At 33.7% G+C, this 18,373-nt stretch carries 16 protein-coding genes; 2 read left to right on the plus strand and 14 right to left on the minus strand.

The genetic code is table 11. The features are described 5' to 3' along the window. Positions 1 to 9: 9 nt before the first annotated feature. Together F8162_RS05715 and F8162_RS05720 are read right to left on the minus strand one after the other, a co-directional pair. On the minus strand, positions 10 to 2,109 hold the full coding sequence (locus tag F8162_RS05715; RefSeq protein ID WP_151634231.1) for a vWA domain-containing protein: 2,100 nt from the start codon (positions 2,107 to 2,109) through the stop codon (positions 10 to 12). 250 nt (positions 2,110 to 2,359) lie between these two features. Continuing rightward, positions 2,360 to 2,695, minus strand: coding sequence for a hypothetical protein (locus F8162_RS05720; RefSeq protein WP_151634229.1), 336 nt, complete (start codon positions 2,693 to 2,695; stop codon positions 2,360 to 2,362). Positions 2,696 to 2,829: 134 nt separating this feature from the next. Here F8162_RS05720 and F8162_RS05725 point away from each other — a divergent pair, with 134 nt between their 5' ends. Beyond that, positions 2,830 to 3,219 (plus strand): hypothetical protein, encoded by a 390-nt coding sequence (locus F8162_RS05725; protein WP_151634227.1) that lies wholly within the window; start codon positions 2,830 to 2,832, stop codon positions 3,217 to 3,219. 40 nt (positions 3,220 to 3,259) lie between these two features. Here F8162_RS05725 and F8162_RS05730 read toward each other — a convergent pair whose 3' ends face one another. The 11 genes from F8162_RS05730 to F8162_RS05780 form a co-directional block, all read right to left on the minus strand. After that, the gene (locus tag F8162_RS05730; RefSeq protein ID WP_151634225.1) at positions 3,260 to 3,979 is read right to left on the minus strand and encodes a class I SAM-dependent methyltransferase; all 720 of its coding nucleotides are present in this window, start codon (positions 3,977 to 3,979) and stop codon (positions 3,260 to 3,262) included. A 112-nt stretch (positions 3,980 to 4,091) separates the two neighbouring features. Continuing rightward, positions 4,092 to 5,798, minus strand: a complete 1,707-nt coding sequence (locus tag F8162_RS05735; RefSeq protein ID WP_151634223.1) for a peptide ABC transporter substrate-binding protein — start codon at positions 5,796 to 5,798, stop codon at positions 4,092 to 4,094. Between the two features lie 256 nt (positions 5,799 to 6,054). Further along, positions 6,055 to 7,761 carry a peptide ABC transporter substrate-binding protein gene (locus F8162_RS05740; RefSeq protein WP_000728445.1) on the minus strand — a complete coding sequence of 569 codons (1,707 nt, stop codon included), beginning with the start codon at positions 7,759 to 7,761 and terminating at the stop codon, positions 6,055 to 6,057. Between the two features lie 372 nt (positions 7,762 to 8,133). After that, on the minus strand, positions 8,134 to 9,846 hold the full coding sequence (locus F8162_RS05745) for a peptide ABC transporter substrate-binding protein (protein WP_151634221.1): 1,713 nt from the start codon (positions 9,844 to 9,846) through the stop codon (positions 8,134 to 8,136). 348 nt (positions 9,847 to 10,194) lie between these two features. Beyond that, entirely contained in the window at positions 10,195 to 11,457 is a 1,263-nt protein-coding gene (locus F8162_RS05750) for a dicarboxylate/amino acid:cation symporter (protein ID WP_151634219.1), read from the minus strand. 198 nt (positions 11,458 to 11,655) lie between these two features. Then, the gene (locus F8162_RS05755) at positions 11,656 to 12,693 is read right to left on the minus strand and encodes an LCP family protein (protein ID WP_151634217.1); all 1,038 of its coding nucleotides are present in this window, start codon (positions 12,691 to 12,693) and stop codon (positions 11,656 to 11,658) included. 17 nt (positions 12,694 to 12,710) lie between these two features. Continuing rightward, a complete protein-coding gene (locus F8162_RS05760) occupies positions 12,711 to 13,709 on the minus strand; it encodes an anti-sigma factor (RefSeq protein WP_151634215.1) in 999 nt (332 codons plus the stop codon). Positions 13,710 to 13,721: 12 nt separating this feature from the next. Then, positions 13,722 to 14,255, minus strand: coding sequence for a sigma-70 family RNA polymerase sigma factor (locus F8162_RS05765; protein WP_151634213.1), 534 nt, complete (start codon positions 14,253 to 14,255; stop codon positions 13,722 to 13,724). Between the two features lie 127 nt (positions 14,256 to 14,382). Beyond that, entirely contained in the window at positions 14,383 to 14,754 is a 372-nt protein-coding gene (locus F8162_RS05770; RefSeq protein WP_151634211.1) for a VOC family protein, read from the minus strand. Positions 14,755 to 14,804: 50 nt separating this feature from the next. After that, positions 14,805 to 15,611, minus strand: coding sequence for an ABC transporter permease subunit (locus tag F8162_RS05775; protein WP_151634209.1), 807 nt, complete (start codon positions 15,609 to 15,611; stop codon positions 14,805 to 14,807). Continuing rightward, complete coding sequence (locus F8162_RS05780) at positions 15,604 to 16,497, minus strand: ABC transporter ATP-binding protein (RefSeq protein WP_151634207.1); 894 nt, start codon at positions 16,495 to 16,497, stop codon at positions 15,604 to 15,606. The genes F8162_RS05775 and F8162_RS05780 overlap by 8 nt, the downstream gene beginning before the upstream one ends. A gap of 155 nt (positions 16,498 to 16,652) precedes the next feature. Between F8162_RS05780 and F8162_RS05785 the strand changes: the two genes are divergently transcribed. Further along, positions 16,653 to 17,255 (plus strand): TetR/AcrR family transcriptional regulator, encoded by a 603-nt coding sequence (locus F8162_RS05785; protein WP_225990142.1) that lies wholly within the window; start codon positions 16,653 to 16,655, stop codon positions 17,253 to 17,255. Between the two features lie 94 nt (positions 17,256 to 17,349). On the opposite strand, the gene F8162_RS05790 is transcribed toward F8162_RS05785, so the two are convergent. After that, positions 17,350 to 18,318 carry a helix-turn-helix transcriptional regulator gene (locus F8162_RS05790; RefSeq protein WP_151634203.1) on the minus strand — a complete coding sequence of 323 codons (969 nt, stop codon included), beginning with the start codon at positions 18,316 to 18,318 and terminating at the stop codon, positions 17,350 to 17,352. Positions 18,319 to 18,373: the final 55 nt, after the last annotated feature.

Here is an 18,373-nt window from a genome sequence, read left to right on the forward strand (position 1 = left end):
CCCTACCTACTATTCACACTCATATTTGTAAATTTCTTTACCATACCCTCTATCAATTACTAAAAGTTCATTTGGATATAGCGTCTTATGTTCCATTCCAACCTCATCTTCTGTTATAAACATCCCATCAATAATCATTCCTACTACTTGTGACTCTTTCGCTACAAATATCGATTTTGATCCTTTTTTTGCTATAAACGTAACGGATTGCACAGTCTTTCTTTCTGCCCTAAACGGAATGCCAAAATAGTGCTTCCACCATTTATTTTTAAGTAACTCTGGTTCAGATTGATATAACCAATCTTTCGCTACTTCTTGATCCCATTCGTAATACAATAGTGCTTTCCGGTGAAATCTTGGACGGATAATCCATCCTAAAACGATTATTCCTACTACTAACAGTAATAAAGTGATAGGAATAACAAACTTAAAAATAAGCGCATACTTTTCATAGAACGGTGCATTTTGAATATGAAGTGATATTTTTTTCTTTACTTCTTGTAATTTTGAATCTTGCACTATGATGGTAGCTTCTACGGTGCCGGTATCTGTGAAATTGAATGTGTCGGAGTAATGAGGGCGAGGATAAATATAAATTTGATTACCATGTTGTTTTATTTCATAGTTGATTGATTGTTTAGATGTGACACCAGTAGATTTTAATAGTTTCTTTACAGCCTCTTCTGTCATCGGCTTACCATCTAACTGTGGTTGTATAATAAAAGGTTTACTATTCTCTAAATTTGTTACTTTTTCTTCATAATCTTTCGTTATCGTTTGCAGTGATAATTTTGGCTTTTCCGTTACTTCGATTTTAAATTCTTTCGTCTGTCTGTAAAATCCCTTTATGTTCATATGAACTTTCCCGCGCACTAATCCTTTATCAGTCTTCGTTTCGTAGTAAAATACATGTTTTTTATCGTCCCACTTCATCGGGTACTGTTTTCCGTCTATTTCTACTTCTGCCTGAAAATATGAAGACTGAATTGGTAATTCCGTCGGCTTCGCTTCAATAACCGCGGTAACACCTTCGTACATTTTTTCCACATTTTTTTGACTACGATCATCTTTGTCATAAGTAGAAACAGTATAGTTAAGCGCTGGTTCAACTAGTACTTGTAGTCCTTCTTTCTCAATATCTCGATCCACCTCTATCGTATAAGTTCCTGGTTTAATAACTTCCTGCTTTTCCGTACTAATATGAACTATATTTCCGAATAATTTCGCTTCTCCTGGTGCATGTATGGAATAGGAAGATTGTAATTGTAACGGTTTAGAAATTTGTGTGACCTGATAATTAGACAAAGAAGGCGATTGTCGTACAAGCGTCATACGCTTTAATGGAAATGGTGTTGTAATCTCTACTTTCTTCCCTACTACTTTCGTTTTTACAATCGATTCAACAGAAGAGAACGGATCACGATTTGCAACTAATGCTGCCACTTGATTAACGCTTTTTACAATACCATCCTCTCCACTAGATGGCATCGTAACTCCGTTTATCTCTTTCTTCCATATTTCTTTAAACGTATTTAGTTGTGCCTTTTCTTGCTGCCCTAAATCCTCTTCCATCGTAATTAAAATTGGATGTAGTGATATCTTTTTTGCATCCATATCCTTCTTAAACTGTGCTAACTTCTGTGTAATTTGTTCTTTTCCGCCAACCTTATCTTTCTCTAAATCATTAAATGCCCCGTCAGTTAAGACAATAAGCCAAAATTCACGTTTTCCATCTATATCTGCTTCCTTTTTTATAGATTGCATCGCCGTTTCTACTGCGCTAAACGGAGTATTTAAATACGTCTTCCATGCCCCAATCCCCTCAATTTCTGTTTGTCTCTTATCCTTCGTTAACGAAATGTTTAATGGATCATTCGGCTTGCTCATTGGAACATAAGAAAATTTATCTTTTTCATCTAATAGCGCAACTAAACTTTGCAAAGCGTAATTGGCATATTTCCAGCGATCGTTATTTCTCATGCTGCCCGAATCATCATATACAAGTGAAACGACCCTTTCCTTTGCCTCCTCTCCTTTTGCAAAAGTCCAAAAAGGATGTAACCATATAAATAGAAACAACGTGAATGTGGCACAAATTCGAATTTTCATGATGAGGCTTCGCCACCTTTGTAGACAAATTCCTATGTTTAAATTTATGAGAGGATACAAGATATATGACTTGTATTTTAGGACAACTAACACACCATAACTTTATTATGTAAACAGTTATATAAACTGAATATGATTCCTTCTAGCGTTTTCTATCCGATACTATAAGTAAAAAAGCCTGTTTAAGCTCTACACTTAAAACAGACTTTTCCTACTTTTCATATTGAAAACATATATCAAAAAGTTTGATTTATTGCTTCACATACACTTCAACAACCGGATTATCTTTATGATCCGCATGCATGCGTAAATTCTCTTCACTTGTACTATAAATACTAGCTAATAACATAATTGTTAGCACATTAGGAGTTTTTGCATCACTTCCGTATTTTCTTTCAAGTGCTTCTTTGTATTCAAAGTCCAAATCCCCCTGCACATATGTATACACTTCAAAACCATCTTCTAAATTACAAACTACTGTATCAATAATATCTGACCCTACTTGCTTCTTCATTTCCTCTCGCAATGCTCCAATAAATTCTTTCCACGGTACTTCGTATGTCTGAAACTGATTTGTAGATTTCATGCATTTTCCTCCTTATATATCCTCTTCCTATATTTCCCCTTCCCTATAACAATTATGATAGATAGGGCATTCGTACAAGCCGCACTTGTCCCCTTTACATATCGTATTACTGTAATGCGGAAGGAGGAAAGAACATGCATAGACAAAAATGTTATGATACGTGCCGACGTTATTTCGGTAAAGTCGTTCGCATTGAAGATCGTGATGGTCGCATTCATTTAGGTAAAATAATTGATGTGACAAACAGCTCTGTATGGATTGAGCCAGTGCAACAGCGCTCATCTTTTGATACTGGATTCGGATACTATGACGCATATGCAAACGGTGGTTGTGATCTTTGTGGCGGCATTAGCAGATGTGATAGTTGCGGATTTGGTTGTGGTGGTGGATTCAGCGGCTGTGGATGTGGCGGTCGTGGTTGCGGTAGTTGCGGCGGCTGGGGAGGCGGCGGTTGTGGATGGGGCGTCGAACTCGGATTTGGTTTCATCTTCGGAATTACATTAGCTGCATTATTTTTCATTTAACATAGTAAAGAGTTGACTACCTTTAGCCAACTCTTTCCCTTTATTTTTCACATATAAAAATACGATGACCTAAAATGTGTTGGTACATAAGTCGTACATTTTCATGCTGTACCCATGCCTCATACAATTCATTTGGAATATGCGAGGATACATTCCATTCTGGCTCTTCTATATAGCCCGAGATCGTTTCTGCAATTGTACCACCGCCAGCAATTATAATTCTTTTAAAATTTGCTTTCCGGAATAATTGTACCCATTCATTCTCAGTTAATAGTTCTTTCATCCCATATAATCGGGCAATTTTTTCTTCCTCACTCTTCTCAATGTGCCTATCAATAATCATTTCAATGACAACAAGCTTGCCATCCTTCTGTAATACACGATAGCACTCCGAGATAACCCTTTCTTTCTCTGTGAAAGCAAGTATTGATTCTCCGAGTACAAACTCAAATGAATCATGCAAACAAGGTAATTGCTCTACATTTCCTTCAATTAATTGAATATCTATTCCTTCAAACAACCATCTATCTTTCGCCTTTTGGATCATAATCTCATTCTTTTCAACCGCCGTTACTTTATAACCACATTTTTTTGTCATATACGCCGCTGTTTTCCCCGTACCGCAGCCTATCTCAAGGACATTTGCTCCATATTTAAAAGGCAGCTGTGCTAACAATTGTTTTGTTAACGTAAAACCACCAGGATGAGCACTTCCTATTCCGTAATAAGCTAGGAAATCGATGTAAGTATTTCGTTTCATAAAACTCTCCTTTAAATTTTCTATAATACATATATTCACCTATCAATAAATAGTGCACATAAAAAAGCATTTCCAAGTGCTATACCGCAACTTGAAAATGCTCTTCTCTTTTTTATTTCTCTTCAATATACGCCCATTTGAAGCTATATTCTGGGCTGATATTATGCTTCACAATGCCCTTTATATTTGGTTTCATTACATATGATTTAGCACTTTGATATAAAGGTACAAGTGCTACATCATCCTCAAGTAACAATTTCTCTGCCTTCCCTAACTCTGTCCAACGTTTTTTTGCATCAGCCATCCATTCTGTCTTACTTTTATTAATAACGTCATCATATTTTGAATTTGAGTAGCTCATCTGGTTTTGAGAATTTGTCGTTTCAAACATATCAAGATACGTCATCGGATCCGCATAATCTGGATTCCAGCCACCATATGAAAAATCATAATCTTGGTCTGATTCTAATTTTAGTTTTTGCTTAAATGGTTGCAGTTTAATATTTACTGTCACGCCTTTCAAATTCTTTTCAACTTGATCTTTTACATACTCCCCAACTTTTTTCGCATTACCAGTATCATAATTTAATAACTCTATTGTCACTTGATCTTTTCCAAGTTCTTTTTTCGCTTCTTCCCAAGCTGCTGCTGCCTTTTTGGAATCTTGTTTTAAACCATTCTTAAACGTTTCTGCGAAATCTTTACCGTCTGGACCACTCGCTAAACCTTTTGGTACTAAGTAATCCACTGGTTTTGAACCATCATTTAAAATGACATTCGTTAAAGCCTTTTTATCGATTAATAATGCAATTGCTTCACGTAATTTTTTGCTCTTTAACGGTGTATCTTGCCCGCCACGTTTTTGGTTTAGACGTAAGTAAAACGTACTGGTTTCCGAATATGCGCCAAACTCTTCTTTATTATTTCTATACTTATCAACAAATTCACCTGATAAAAGTGTGAAATCAATCGCACCTGTGTCATATAAATTTACTCTAGTAGCTGGTTCTTTTACTACACTATAATTGATTTCTTCTAGTTTTACAGTCTTTTTGTCCCAATACTGCTCATTTTTCTTTAATTTCCAGCCTTGCTCATGTTTCCAGTCTGTAAGCACAAATGGACCATTATACAGTGTTGTATCAGACTCTAAACCGAATTTATTTCCTTTTTCTTTTACGAACTTTTCATTTAATGGATAGTATGACGCAAATGCCATTAAGTTCAAAAAATATGGTACAGGTCTTTCTAGTTCTACTTCAAGCGTATAATCATCTACCGCTTTTACACCTAATGTCGAAACTTCTCCTTTTCCTTGATTAATCGCTTCTGCATTTTTAAGATAGTAAGCAATAAATGCATACTCAGCAGCTGTTTTTGGATCTACTAGACGTTGCCATGCAAATACGAAATCTTTCGCTGTTACAGGATCACCATTTGACCATTTTGCATCTTTCCGTAATTTAAATGTATATTTTTTGCCATCCTCGCTTTTTGTGCTAGATTCCGCTACAGCTGGGATTGGCTTATTATCTTTATCTAATCGATATAAACCTTCCATTGTATTCCCTAAAATTTGTGAGCCAAGTGTATCTGTATTTTTTGAAGTATCCATCGTCGGAATTTCATTCGTTTCTGTACGATTTAGTACTTGCTTTGCCGCATATTTAATATCAGATTTCTTCTCTTCTCCACCATTATTAGATGTCGTTGTCGTTTTCTTCTCCCCACCTGATCCAGAAGAACATGCTGTTAACGCCATACTCATTGCTAAAACTGGCACTACAACTGCCGTTAGTTTTTTCATTTTTTTCTTCATTCTTGTACCCTCCCCAATTATATGTACGAAACTAACTTTGAGAGATTTTCTATAAACTTAGTTATTAATACCTGTTAATTACCTTCAGTTTTTAAGTTTTAATTTATAGTAACTCTGTATTTTACTATTACTACTATACGAATTCTCCCCCATCTACTATATGTCAGTACTACTTTTCTTATTCTTCTCTATTTAATTGAATAGAAAAAGAGCGTGTTAAAAGTAAATTATCTACTTTTAAACACGCTCCTTTTTATTATTTTCCTTCCGTTACATAAGCCCACTTAAAGCTATATTCTGGACTAATGTTGTGCTTTACAATACCTTTTACATTCGGCTTCATTACATACGCTCTACCTGTTTGGTATAAAGGTACTAATCCAGCATCTTCTTCAAGGAATAATTTTTCTGCTTTACCTAATGTTTCCCAACGCTTCTTCGGATCAGATAATAATTCATTACCTGCTTTTGCTACCATTTCATCGTATTTTGGATTCGAATAACTCATTTGGTTATATGGGCTCTTCGATTCAAACATATCAATAAATGTCATTGGATCTGAATAATCTGGGCTCCAACCTGCAAACGAAACTTCATAATCTTGTGCCGACTCTAATTTTAATTTTTGTTTGAACGGCTGAATTTTCGTGTTAACCGTTACACCTTTTAAGTTTTTCTCAATTTGATCTTTAAAGTAGTCAGCGATTTTCTTCGCAGTTCCATCATCATAACTTAGTAATTCAATTGTCACTTGGTCTTTTCCAAGTTCTTTTTTCGCTGCTTCCCAAGCTGCTGCACCTTTTTTCGGATCATATTTCAGACCATTTTTAAATGTATCTTGGTAATCTTTACCGTCTGGTCCTGTCGCAAGTCCTTTTGGTACTAATTGATCTGTTGCTTTTGAACCGTTATTTAAAATTACGTTTGCTAAACCTTTTTTATCAATTGATAATGCGATTGCTTCACGTAGTTTTTTGCTCTTTAACGGTGTATCTTGTCCATTACGTTTTTGATTTAAACGTAAGAAGAATGTACTCGCTTCTGAATACTCACCGTACTCCTCTTTGTTCGATTTATATTTATCAACGAATTCTCCTGATAATAATGTGAAATCAATTGATCCTGTATCATATAGGTTTACTTTCGTAGCAACTTCTTTTACTACACTGTAGTTAATTTCTTCTAATTTTACAGTCTTATTATCCCAGTACTTATCATTTTTCTTTAGCTGCCATCCTTGTTCATGTTTCCAGGAAGCCATCACAAACGGTCCATTATATAACGTTGTATCTGCTTCTAAACCGAACTTATCTCCTTTTTCTTTTACGAATTTCTCATTTAAAGGATAGTATGATGGGAATGCCATTAAATTCAAGAAATATGGTACTGGCTTTTCCAATTCTACTTCTAGCGTATAATCATCTACCGCTTTTGCTCCTAAATCTGTTAGAGGTTTTTCACCTTTATTAATTGCTTCTGCGTTTTTAATATAGAAAGCGATAAACGCATATTCTGCAGCTGTATTTTTATCGAGTAAGCGCTGCCATGCGTATACGAAATCTTTCGCTGTTACAGGATCACCATTCGACCATTTTGCATCTTTACGTAATTTAAATGTATATTTTTTGCCATCTTCGCTTTTCGTACTTGATTCTGCCGCAGCTGGGATTGGCTTATTATCTTTATCAAGACGATATAATCCTTCCATCGTATTTCCTAAAATTTGAGAACCTAATGTATCAGTAGATTTTGAAACATCCATCGTCGGAATTTCTTGATTCTCTGTACGATTTAACACTTGTTTCGCCGCGTATTTAATTTCTGATTTTTTCTCTTCCCCACCACCACTAGACGTCGTAGTTGATTTCTTCTCCCCACCAGATCCAGAACACGCTGTCAACGCCATACTCATCGCTAAAACTGGCGCTACAACCGCCGTGAACTTTTTCATCTTTTTCTTCATTTTTGTACCCTCCCCAATTATATGTACGAAACTAATTTTGATAGATTTTCTAATAACCAGTTATCAGAAAATTCTTATTAATTAATATTCTACTAATTTTTCAGGTTTTGTAAAGTTATTTTTAAAATATTCTAAAAATTATTTTTGTGTGATAGTAACAATTGTTTTTTTCTATTATCACTATATAGATCCCTTATATCTATTAGTTTATTTACATTTTGTTTCATAATAAAAGAGCATTCCAAAAGTAAATCGTCTACTTTTGGAATGCTCTATCATTTTATCTTACTATTGTGAACGATGAGATTCTCACTACAAAATACGCTAAGAAACTTGTATTCATCCACTTACAGATAGTATTACTGCTTAAAATTATTTTCCACCTTTTTCAGTGATATATGTCCATTTGAAGCTATACTCTGGACTAATATTATGGTGAACAATGCCTTCTACATTTGGCTTTTTAACATAAGCATCACCACGTTGATATAAAGGTACAAGTGCTACATCTTGCTCAAGAAGTAATTTCTCAGCTTTTCCTAGCTCTTCCCAACGTTTCTTCGCGTCACCCATTAATTCAGTGCCAGCTTTTTTGATCATATCATCATACTTCGGATCAGCGAAGCTCATTTGGTTATGAGAATGATTAGACTGGAACATATCTAAGAATGTCATTGGATCTGCGTAGTCAGGTCCCCAACCAGCATATGATAAATCATAGTCTTGCTCTGTTTCTAATTTCAGCTTTTGTTTGAATGGCTGAAGTTTAATATTAACAGTTACACCTTTTAAGTTTTTCTCAATTTGATCTTTTACATATTCCCCAACTTTTTTCGCATTACCAGTGTCATAGTTTAATAGCTCAATTGTAACTTGATCTTTTCCAAGCTCTTTTTTTGCTTCATCCCATGCAGCTGCTGCTTTTTTCGCATCTGGTTTAATACCATTTTTAAATGTTTCTTGGAAGTCTTTACCGTCTGGTCCAGTTGCTAATCCTTTTGGTACTAAGAAGTCCGCAGGTTTAGATCCATCATTTAAAATAACGTTTGCTAAATTCTTTTTATCGATTGAAAGTGCTATTGCTTCACGTAATTTTTGGCTCTTTAACGGTGTATCTTGTCCGCCACGTTTTTGGTTCATACGTAAGAAGTAAGTACTTACTTGTGAGTATGTGCCAAATTCTTCTTTATTACTTCTATACTTATCAACGAATTCACCTGTTAATAGCGCGAAATCAACTGCATTTGTATCATATAAGTTTACTCTTGTAGCTACTTCTTTTACTACGCTATAGTTAATTTCATCTAGTTTTACTGTCTTTTTATCCCAATATTGATCGTTTTTCTTCAGTTTCCAGCCTTGCTCATGCTTCCAATCAGTAAGAACGAACGGTCCGTTATATACTGTTGTATCAGACTCTAAACCGTATTTATCCCCTTTTTCTTTTACGAACTTCTCATTTAATGGATAGTACGATGGGAATGCTACTAAGTTTAAGAAGTATGGCACTGCTTGTTCTAATTCAACTTCTAAAGTAAGGTCGTCTACTGCCTTTACTCCTAGTTCCGTTACAGGTTTTTCCCCTTTATTAACCGCTTCTGCATTTTTAATTGGGAATGCGATAAATGCATACTCAGCAGCTGTTTTTGGGTCTAATAGACGTTGCCATGCATATGTGAAATCTTTCGCTGTTACAGGATCACCATTTGACCATTTTGCATCTTTACGTAATTTGAATGTATATTTTTTACCATCCTCACTCTTCGTGCTTGACTCTGCCGCAGCTGGGATTGGTTTGTTATCTTTATCTAATCGATATAAACCTTCCATTGTGTTCCCTAAAATTTGAGAACCCAATGTATCAGTATTTTTAGAAGTATCCATTGTCGGAATCTCATTTGTTTCCGTACGATTTAGTACTTGTTTCGCTGCTAATTTTTCTTCTGATTTGCTATCTCCGCCAGAGCTAGAATTTGTGCTCGTCTTCTTATCTCCACCTGATGTAGAACATGCTGTTAATGCCATACTCATTGCTAAAACTGGTGCTACAACTGCTGTTAGTTTTTTCATTTTTTTCTTTTTCACTTTCTGTACCCTCCCTAATTCTTAACGCTCTCATTTAAGAATTTTCTGATAATTCTGTTTTTCTTTATATATTTATCAGAAGATTCTTATTAACTATTATTCTACTAATTTTTTGAGTTTTGTAAAGTGTTATTATTGAAAATTTTTAAAAAATTATTTTTTTACAGTAATATTCATAAAAATTCCATAATCTTTCGAAACACTATATCTCATTAAATTCTATGTATTGATTTAATAGTCTTTATATCCTTTCACTATAAAACACTTGTAAATTATTGTTAATAAATAATGTATATCGTAACAAACCTCTTTTCTACAAAAATAAAAAAGTCAGCTTTGCTGACTTTTTTATCCGGCCATTTTCTCTCTTTTCATTTCCTCTATTACTCTCGTATACTTCTCATCGTCAAATTCATTTTCACTTTTTGCAACAACTACAGTCGCAATACCGTTACCAATTAAATTGACGATAGCACGTGCTTCTGACATGAAACGATCTACACCAAGTAATAGCGCTAACCCTTCTAACGGGATAACATTCATTGCAGATAATGTGGATGCTAGTACTATAAAACCTCCACCTGTTACTGCTGCTGCCCCTTTAGATGTAACTAATAAAATAGCTATTATAGTTAATTGTTGACCTAGTGAAAGATCGACGTGAAAAACTTGAGCTAAAAATATAGTTGCCATCGACAAATAAATCGTTGTTCCATCTAAGTTAAAAGAGTATCCGGTCGGAATGACTAAACCTACTACCGGCTTCGAACACCCAAAGTCTTCCATCTTTGTCATCATTCGCGGCAGTACTGATTCTGACGATGATGTACCGAGAACAATGAGTAATTCTTCTTTAATATGCGCTAAATATTTCCACAAACTAAATTTATACAGTTTACAAATAAAATTTAAAACAATAAAAACAAATAATGCCATTGTCGCATATACACAAATCATTAATTTACCAAGTGGTATGAGCGTACTTAAACCATACTTACCAATTGTAAACGCCATCCCGCCGAATGCTCCAACTGGTGCTAACTTCATAACAATAGATAAAATATTAAAAAATACTTTCGATAATCTTTCAAAAAAATCGATAACCGGTTGTCCATTTTTCCCTAGCATCGTTAACCCTGCACCGAATAAAATAGAGAAGAACAAAACTTGTAAAATATCACCTTTTGCAAATGCTTCAAACATGTTAGACGGCACAATATGTAAAAAGAAATCCATCCATTGCATTTCTTGTCCGCTTTGTACATATTGTGAAACATCTCCGCCCTTTAATTTTGAAGGATCTAATCCATCTCCAGGACGTACAACATTCGCTACGATGATACCAATAAGTAAAGCCGCTGTTGTAACAATTTCAAAATATAATAGTGCCTTCCCGCCAACACGACCAACCTTTTTCATACTTCCCATACTTGCAATACCAAGCACAATCGTTAAAAAGATTATCGGTGCAATGACCATTTTAATCATATTGATGAACGTTTCACCAATTGGCTTCATCTCTTGTCCAACACTAGGCCAAATTGCCCCTACTGCAATACCACAAATAATTGCCACAATAACTTGGAATGTTAAATTCTTTACAATTCTCATTTTTAATACTCCCCTGTTTTTCATTTCTCCCAAACTATTTTAATCAATGACATGTATTCTATGTGATAGCCCCCTTGTTATTTAACTTAAACCACAACTTTATGTTACACTATTATCTTTAATTTGAAAATAGTATATAACATTTATAAATAAATGACATACTATTATACACAATAAAAAGCAGACATTACGTCTGCTTTAATTCTCCTCAATCTGTTTTTCACTTAATCCTAAATGTGTTCTAAGTGTATTACTCAAACTCTGCAAATCTTGTTTATTAGGATTATAATAATATACACGTTGTCCATTTGGACCGTTAGGTAAATATAAATCATCACCAGCTAATTGTATTTTTTCAACTGAACCGTTTAAACCGTATTTATAAAAAGATAAAATATCATCCATTACTAAATTTGTTTTAAAATCGCCGTCAACCGCCTCAACTATTTTTTCTAGCTTCGTAATCGAGCCTACACTTTTTAATTTCCTTAACATCGCTTCAATAACAAGTTGTTGGCGCTGACCTCTCATTGCATCACTATCAATATGACGCGTTCTTGCTAGCGCAAGCGCTTCTTCCCCTGTTAATTTTTGTAGCCCTTTTTTCAAATGAATCGCGTCAGGTTCATCTTTACTATTTTGCTCCGTAAATTCAACTGGGACATCTACTTCAATCCCATCTAATCCATCAACAATTTTCGTGAATGCATTAAAATTAAACTTCACAAAATAATCAACAGGCACTTGTAACAATTTTTCTACCGCTTCCATTGAAGCTTGCGGCCCTCCATCTTTACCATTTTTTACGAAACCACTTCCATATGCATGCGTTATTTTATCTTTTTTCTTTTCAACTGGAACATATGTGTATGTATCACGTGGTATACTTGTTAATTTCACTGTCTTATCATCTTTATTAAAAGTAGCTAACAGTAGCGCATCTGTATGAAATGCACCATTATACTCCTTTTGTCGCTCTTGATTTTCATCAATGCCCATAATTAAAAGTGAAACATTATTTGTAATCGGCTTTACGGCTTTCTCACGTAAATTTGATTTTTCACCGCGTGCTAAATTCAAACTAGATTTTTGTACGAGATTAGCAGTTTTCATATACACATAAGCACCATATCCAACTCCGCCAAATAATAATACTGCTAACAATACACTTATTATCATTGTCTTCTTATATTTTCTTTTATTTTTCTTTTCTCTTGAAGAAGAGGTATTCTCCATATATTTCCCTCCGTTTTCTATTCATCTAATATGTTTTTCAATTTTTCATACTTAGCGTGATCCTTTTGAAATACATTCTCTTTCAATCCTTTGTTTATTTGTATCCATTCAGTCGTAATCGAATATTGAATCATACCTTCGTGGAAACTAAGGAACTTTAGCATAATTCCTGTATTTTTCTCTACAACCATTTCAAATTTCCCTCTTAAATCTTCAGATGTACTTACAGGCATTTCTATGTTTATTGTCCCTTCTATTTTGTAGCAATCAAGTCCAAGATACTTCGTTTCTTTATAATTCCAATCTTTATATCGAACGAGTAGATCAGCAAATTCTGATTGAATACTATACTTCGCGAATCCTATATATTCATCATCATACCTTTGTTTCTCACCTGATTTTCTCAATAATCTTTCCGTAGGATTTAATTTTAATAGTTCATAGTTTCTTCCTTTCGGGCTCCATTTCGTCTCTTTATATGTATACTTCTCATCATCAAATTCTTTTTTCTTGCCCTCGTTATATATAATTGTTCGTTTTTTCGTTAGCTTATCTTCTTTCGAAGAGATACCACTTTGCCATTCTGTATCAATCGCATATTTGTATGTTGTAGCAATTCTTGACGAACTAGAATATTCCTCAAATTGTCCTGAAATATTATTAAAATGATCAATGGAATCCAGCATCTTTTCATGAATCTTTTCTTTATCTGGATAATTTACGTTCGATTTTATTTCTTCTTCATTTTCATAATCAGAAAACGCCTTTTTCTTTACATATTCAAATACCCCACCATTTTGAGCAAAAATTTGATCAGAAAACTCCGACATAGACACAATGGAAATTGTTAGAACCGCAGCACTTATAGCCATCATATAAACTCTGTAACCTTTCTTTTTTACCGGAAGATTATGTAGTGTACGATTAATCTTTTCATTTAACTCTGGCGGTACTATAACATTCTCTTCTTTTATTCTCTTTTTTATTTTCTCATCAAATAATTTTTCATTATCCATCCTATACACCCCCTATTCCATCTTTAATCGCTTTTGCAGTTGTTCCCTCGCGCGTGACAATCTCGATTTCACTGTTCCTTTTGGCACTTCTAAAAGCTTCGCTATACTTTCTTGATTCATATCTTCATAATAAAAAAGCACCGTAACAGCTCTTAACTCTTCATGTAATGATTGAATCGCATTACACAAATCTATATCTTCATACTGATCATAAGCACTCATATTGTAATCACTTTCTTCTATTACCATTACCTTTTTGTATGATCTAATAATGTTGTTACACTCATTTATCAAAATTCGAACTAACCAAGTTTGAAAAAACTCTTCTTTCTTTAATTTTTTTATATTTTCATAGGCTTTTAAAATTGTTGCCTGTATCGCATCTTCTATATTTGTCTCATCGCGTAACATAGCCTTTGCAATGCGATACATCTTCACTTTTTCTGTATGTATAAGCGCCATAAACGCTTCATGATCACCTTTTTTCGCTAAAGAAACATCCGTTTCTTCTTTTACAATCATTTTATATAAAGGGATTACTTTCACAATTGCTCCTCCTGTTTCATCCTCACTTCAAATTTAACTTTACATGTATTAGACGGATGAGCCTAGAAAAAGGTTCATTTTTTTGAATATTTTCATAAAAAAAGGTAAACATTTTTCATGTTTACCTTTACTCAGATGTAATTCTAAGGAAATACCCATCTGGATCCACCATTTTAAATCCTCTCATTTCCCATGGATACGTTTGAATTTCTTCTTGTATTGTGCACCGATTCTCTTTACAACGTTCATATACTTCTTCAATCCGATTGACAACAATAATTAGTTCAAAGCCATTCCCCTTCATTTCTTTTCGATTGTAAAAGTAGTGATTTTCATTCAATCTTGAATCACTAACTAGTAATAAAGAAAACTGGTCGTGATTAAAACGCGCTGCATGCATATTTCTTTTATACAGCTTTAAACCAATTACTTCTTCATAGAACAATAATGACTTTTCGATATCATTTACATATAGCTGCACCCGGAACAAATGATTCATTCGTTTCCTCCTCATCAAAAAAAGCCCACTCTATCAGTGGACTTTCTACTTTACAACGGTAAATCCCTCTTCTTAAACACTACAATCGCTACTATGAAAATACAAAGTGCTCCAGCAGTTAAACCTATACTCACTGGCCATATATTATACGTTCCTTCAGCAATTTCTTTTGGACGAAATAGCGTAAATAATGATATATTTCTCATCCACTCTAACTTATCGCTTAATTTACCTACCATATCGGCTACGAAAAATAAAATAGTTAAACTGGCTGAGTAGCTAAGTGCCTTTCTTTCATCATTACATATACAAGAAAAGAAAAATGAATAAGCACTAACGACTAAAAATATTAGCCCTCCGACTACGTTTATCTTCAGAAATAATTCTTTATTTAAGTTATTATCTTCTAAAAACCATTCTGCACCTACTATACCCGCTACATACGTAACAGCTACAATAATCAGTAGTCCCAATATAAGAATAGATGCTTGCGTGATTGCAATTTGCACTCTAGATACAGGTGTTGCTAGCAAGTATGCCATCGCTCCTTTATCTACATGACGAGCAATTAAATGCGTTGCAACTGTTACGCAAAAAATTGTTAAAATAATAATAAACAATAGACTATAATATTCGCCAGCTAAAAAATCCATTACGTTTTGAATCGGACTTTCCATGCCAACAATTTTTTTCACGCTATCAGGCATAGCACTTATTAATTCATTCAATCCTTTTGCCGATACCATTGATGGGAATATCCAAATTAATAACCATAAATATAGAGCTGCACCAGTTGCATAACTCAAAATATTTTTTTGTGTTTCTTTCAAACTAGCTAAAAACAATTGCTTATTCATGCTTTACCCCTTCTTTCTTATCGTAATAATGCATAAATAAATGTTCTAAATCCATTGCTCTCGTTTGAAGTGCCGTTACATTATAGTTTGAAAGTGTTTGTAAAACAGCTTGATAGTTTCCTTGTACAATAATCGATGCTTCTCTACCTTTCACCGCTTCAAATTGCAAATTACATTGCGCCAGAGATTCAATCTCTTCTTGCGATGATACGGTTACATCTATTACCTGTCGTCTCATACTTTGTAAATCATGAATATTTTCAACCGTTACAAGGCGACCATCTTTAATTATAGCCACTCTGTCACATGTACGCTCAATTTCAGTGAAAATATGCGATGACATAAGGATTGTTTTTCCTCTTTGCTTTTCCTCTAATATTAAATCTATAAATACTTGCTGCATAAGCGGATCGAGTCCTGATGTCGGTTCATCCAAAATTAACACTTCTGGATCATGCATAAAAGCAGCAACAATTCCTACTTTTTGCTTCATTCCTTTAGACATTTTTCGAATCGGTGTTTTCACATCAAATTGTAGACGCTCTATTAGTTCATCTCGTCTTTTCGTATCCTTTAAACCGCGCATTCCTTGCATTAACTTTAAAAACTCTAACCCGTTCATTCCTTCAATAAAAGAAATTTCTCCTGGTAAATAACCGACTTCCCTTTGAATCTTCGCGGCATCATTCCAACAATCTAATCCGAAAATTGAAGATTTTCCAGCAGTCGGTTTTATAAATCCCATTAAATTACGAATTGTTGTGGATTTCCCAGCACCATTTGGTCCTAAGTATCCAAAAACTTCCCCTTCTTTCACTTCAAATGTAATATGAAACAAGCCTTTCCCATTTGAAAACTGTTTTGTAACATTTTGAACTGAAATCATAAGTCCACCTCATTTATTGAAATATTTGATATATGATATTTCAAAGTTATTGTACTCCTCATCTTTCACATTCGCAACAACTTTTTGAAATATTTACATGTCCATATTTCAAAAATATTGTTTTCCATTATTTTTTCTTGTATATTTTAATTGAGGTGATTGCATTGAACGGCTTTGAAAAAGTGAAAGAAAAGAAAAAACGTGCCATAAAAGAGGCAGCCTTCTTATTATTTTCAGAACGCGGATTTAATGAAGTGAAAATAGAACATATTGCAAAAAAAGCAAACGTTTCTCAAGTTACCATTTATAATCATTTCGGAAGTAAAGATGCGTTATTTAGAGAGCTTATACAAGAATTTATCATATCTGAATTTCAATATTATAAAGATCTTGCAGCGGAAAAATTACCTTTTCATGATATGATGCAAAAAATGATTGTAAGAAAAATGAATACTGGTGGGTTATTTCAGCCGGATATGTTACTACAAATGATGCAAAGAGATGAAGAGCTCCGAGAGTTTATTTATAGTTATCAAAACGAAGAAATCCTGCCCTGGTATATAGAAATATTAGAACAAGCACAGAAAAAAAATGAAATTAACCCTCACCTTACTAAAGAAATGATGTTACTGTACATTCAAATGTTCACTAAATTAGGTGATGATTTCGGGGCACAACTTCTTGAAGGAGATCGTGAAAAACATATACAAGATATCGTTACGATGTTCTTTTACGGACTGTCCGTCCCCAAAAAATAATGTTTCTAAAGAATAAATACCATCACAAAAAAAGCCCTTTGGATATTTAAATCTCAAGGGCTTTTTCATGTCAATAAAATGATTAAAACTAACTTTATCTTAAAGAAGTTAAATGCTGCTTTATAGATAATACCTTATTATAGATTAACTCTTTTAGCATAGCTGGCTGAATTGAGATAATCGTTTCACCGAAATTCAGAAAATAACTTGAAATAAACTCAACTTCTTGCTTGTTAAAATAGCCTGCTATACTATAATTCTCATTTTCTTTTTGTATCTTCATGGAAGGATAATTCTCTTTATCAAAAATGTCTTTTCCTTTTTGATTAACAATGACACTAAAATCAATTGAATCAGGCTTTCTATGAAAATTAGTAAGATAACTTAACAACTCTTCAAGATTTTTTGGATTCGTATTGCTTGTTTCCTCAATAGAAAGAATTTTATCGCATCTAATTATTTGAACATGATTTGTCTCAAAATTAAAGATTTTAGCATACCACTGGCCAAATTTAGATTCAATTCGAATAAATTGAGCGACCAATGCTTTCTCCTCATCTTTTTTTAAATATGTTAAATGATAAACTCGTTCAGCAAAAATCCCCTGTAAAATTTCTTTTAAGAACGGACTAAAATTACTATGATTTGTTACTTCAAAAGAAAGCGTTCGTTCCATAATTGAAATATTTTTACTCACATTATCAGGTAATACATGTTTAAGTTTATTTTCAAGTGCAATACTTTCTATATTAAATGGTTTCGTCTTGTATCCATTTAATGTAAGAATCGAAAAGTATAACGCATACATTTCATCCACACTAAAATAAATTGGTGATAACACACTATTTTCTATAATTTTATAACTTCCATTTCTACCTAGCTCAGAATATATTGGTACACCTATTTCTTCCAATGATTGAATATCTCGCAGCGCGGTACTTTTAGAAATCTCATATCTAGCCATTAAATCTTTTAAATTAAAATATCTTTTATTATTCAAGAAAATAAGCATATCATTTATTCGTTCCGTTTTTTTCATATTTCCCTCCCGAAAAGGTGTCATGTATTGAAACCTTTCTAGTCTATATTATAATTATTAACTAATAAAGGAGTTATAA

This window comes from Bacillus sp. CH140a_4T, assembly GCF_008923725.1.
In the GTDB taxonomy this organism is placed as follows: Bacteria; Bacillota; Bacilli; order Bacillales; family Bacillaceae_G; genus Bacillus_A.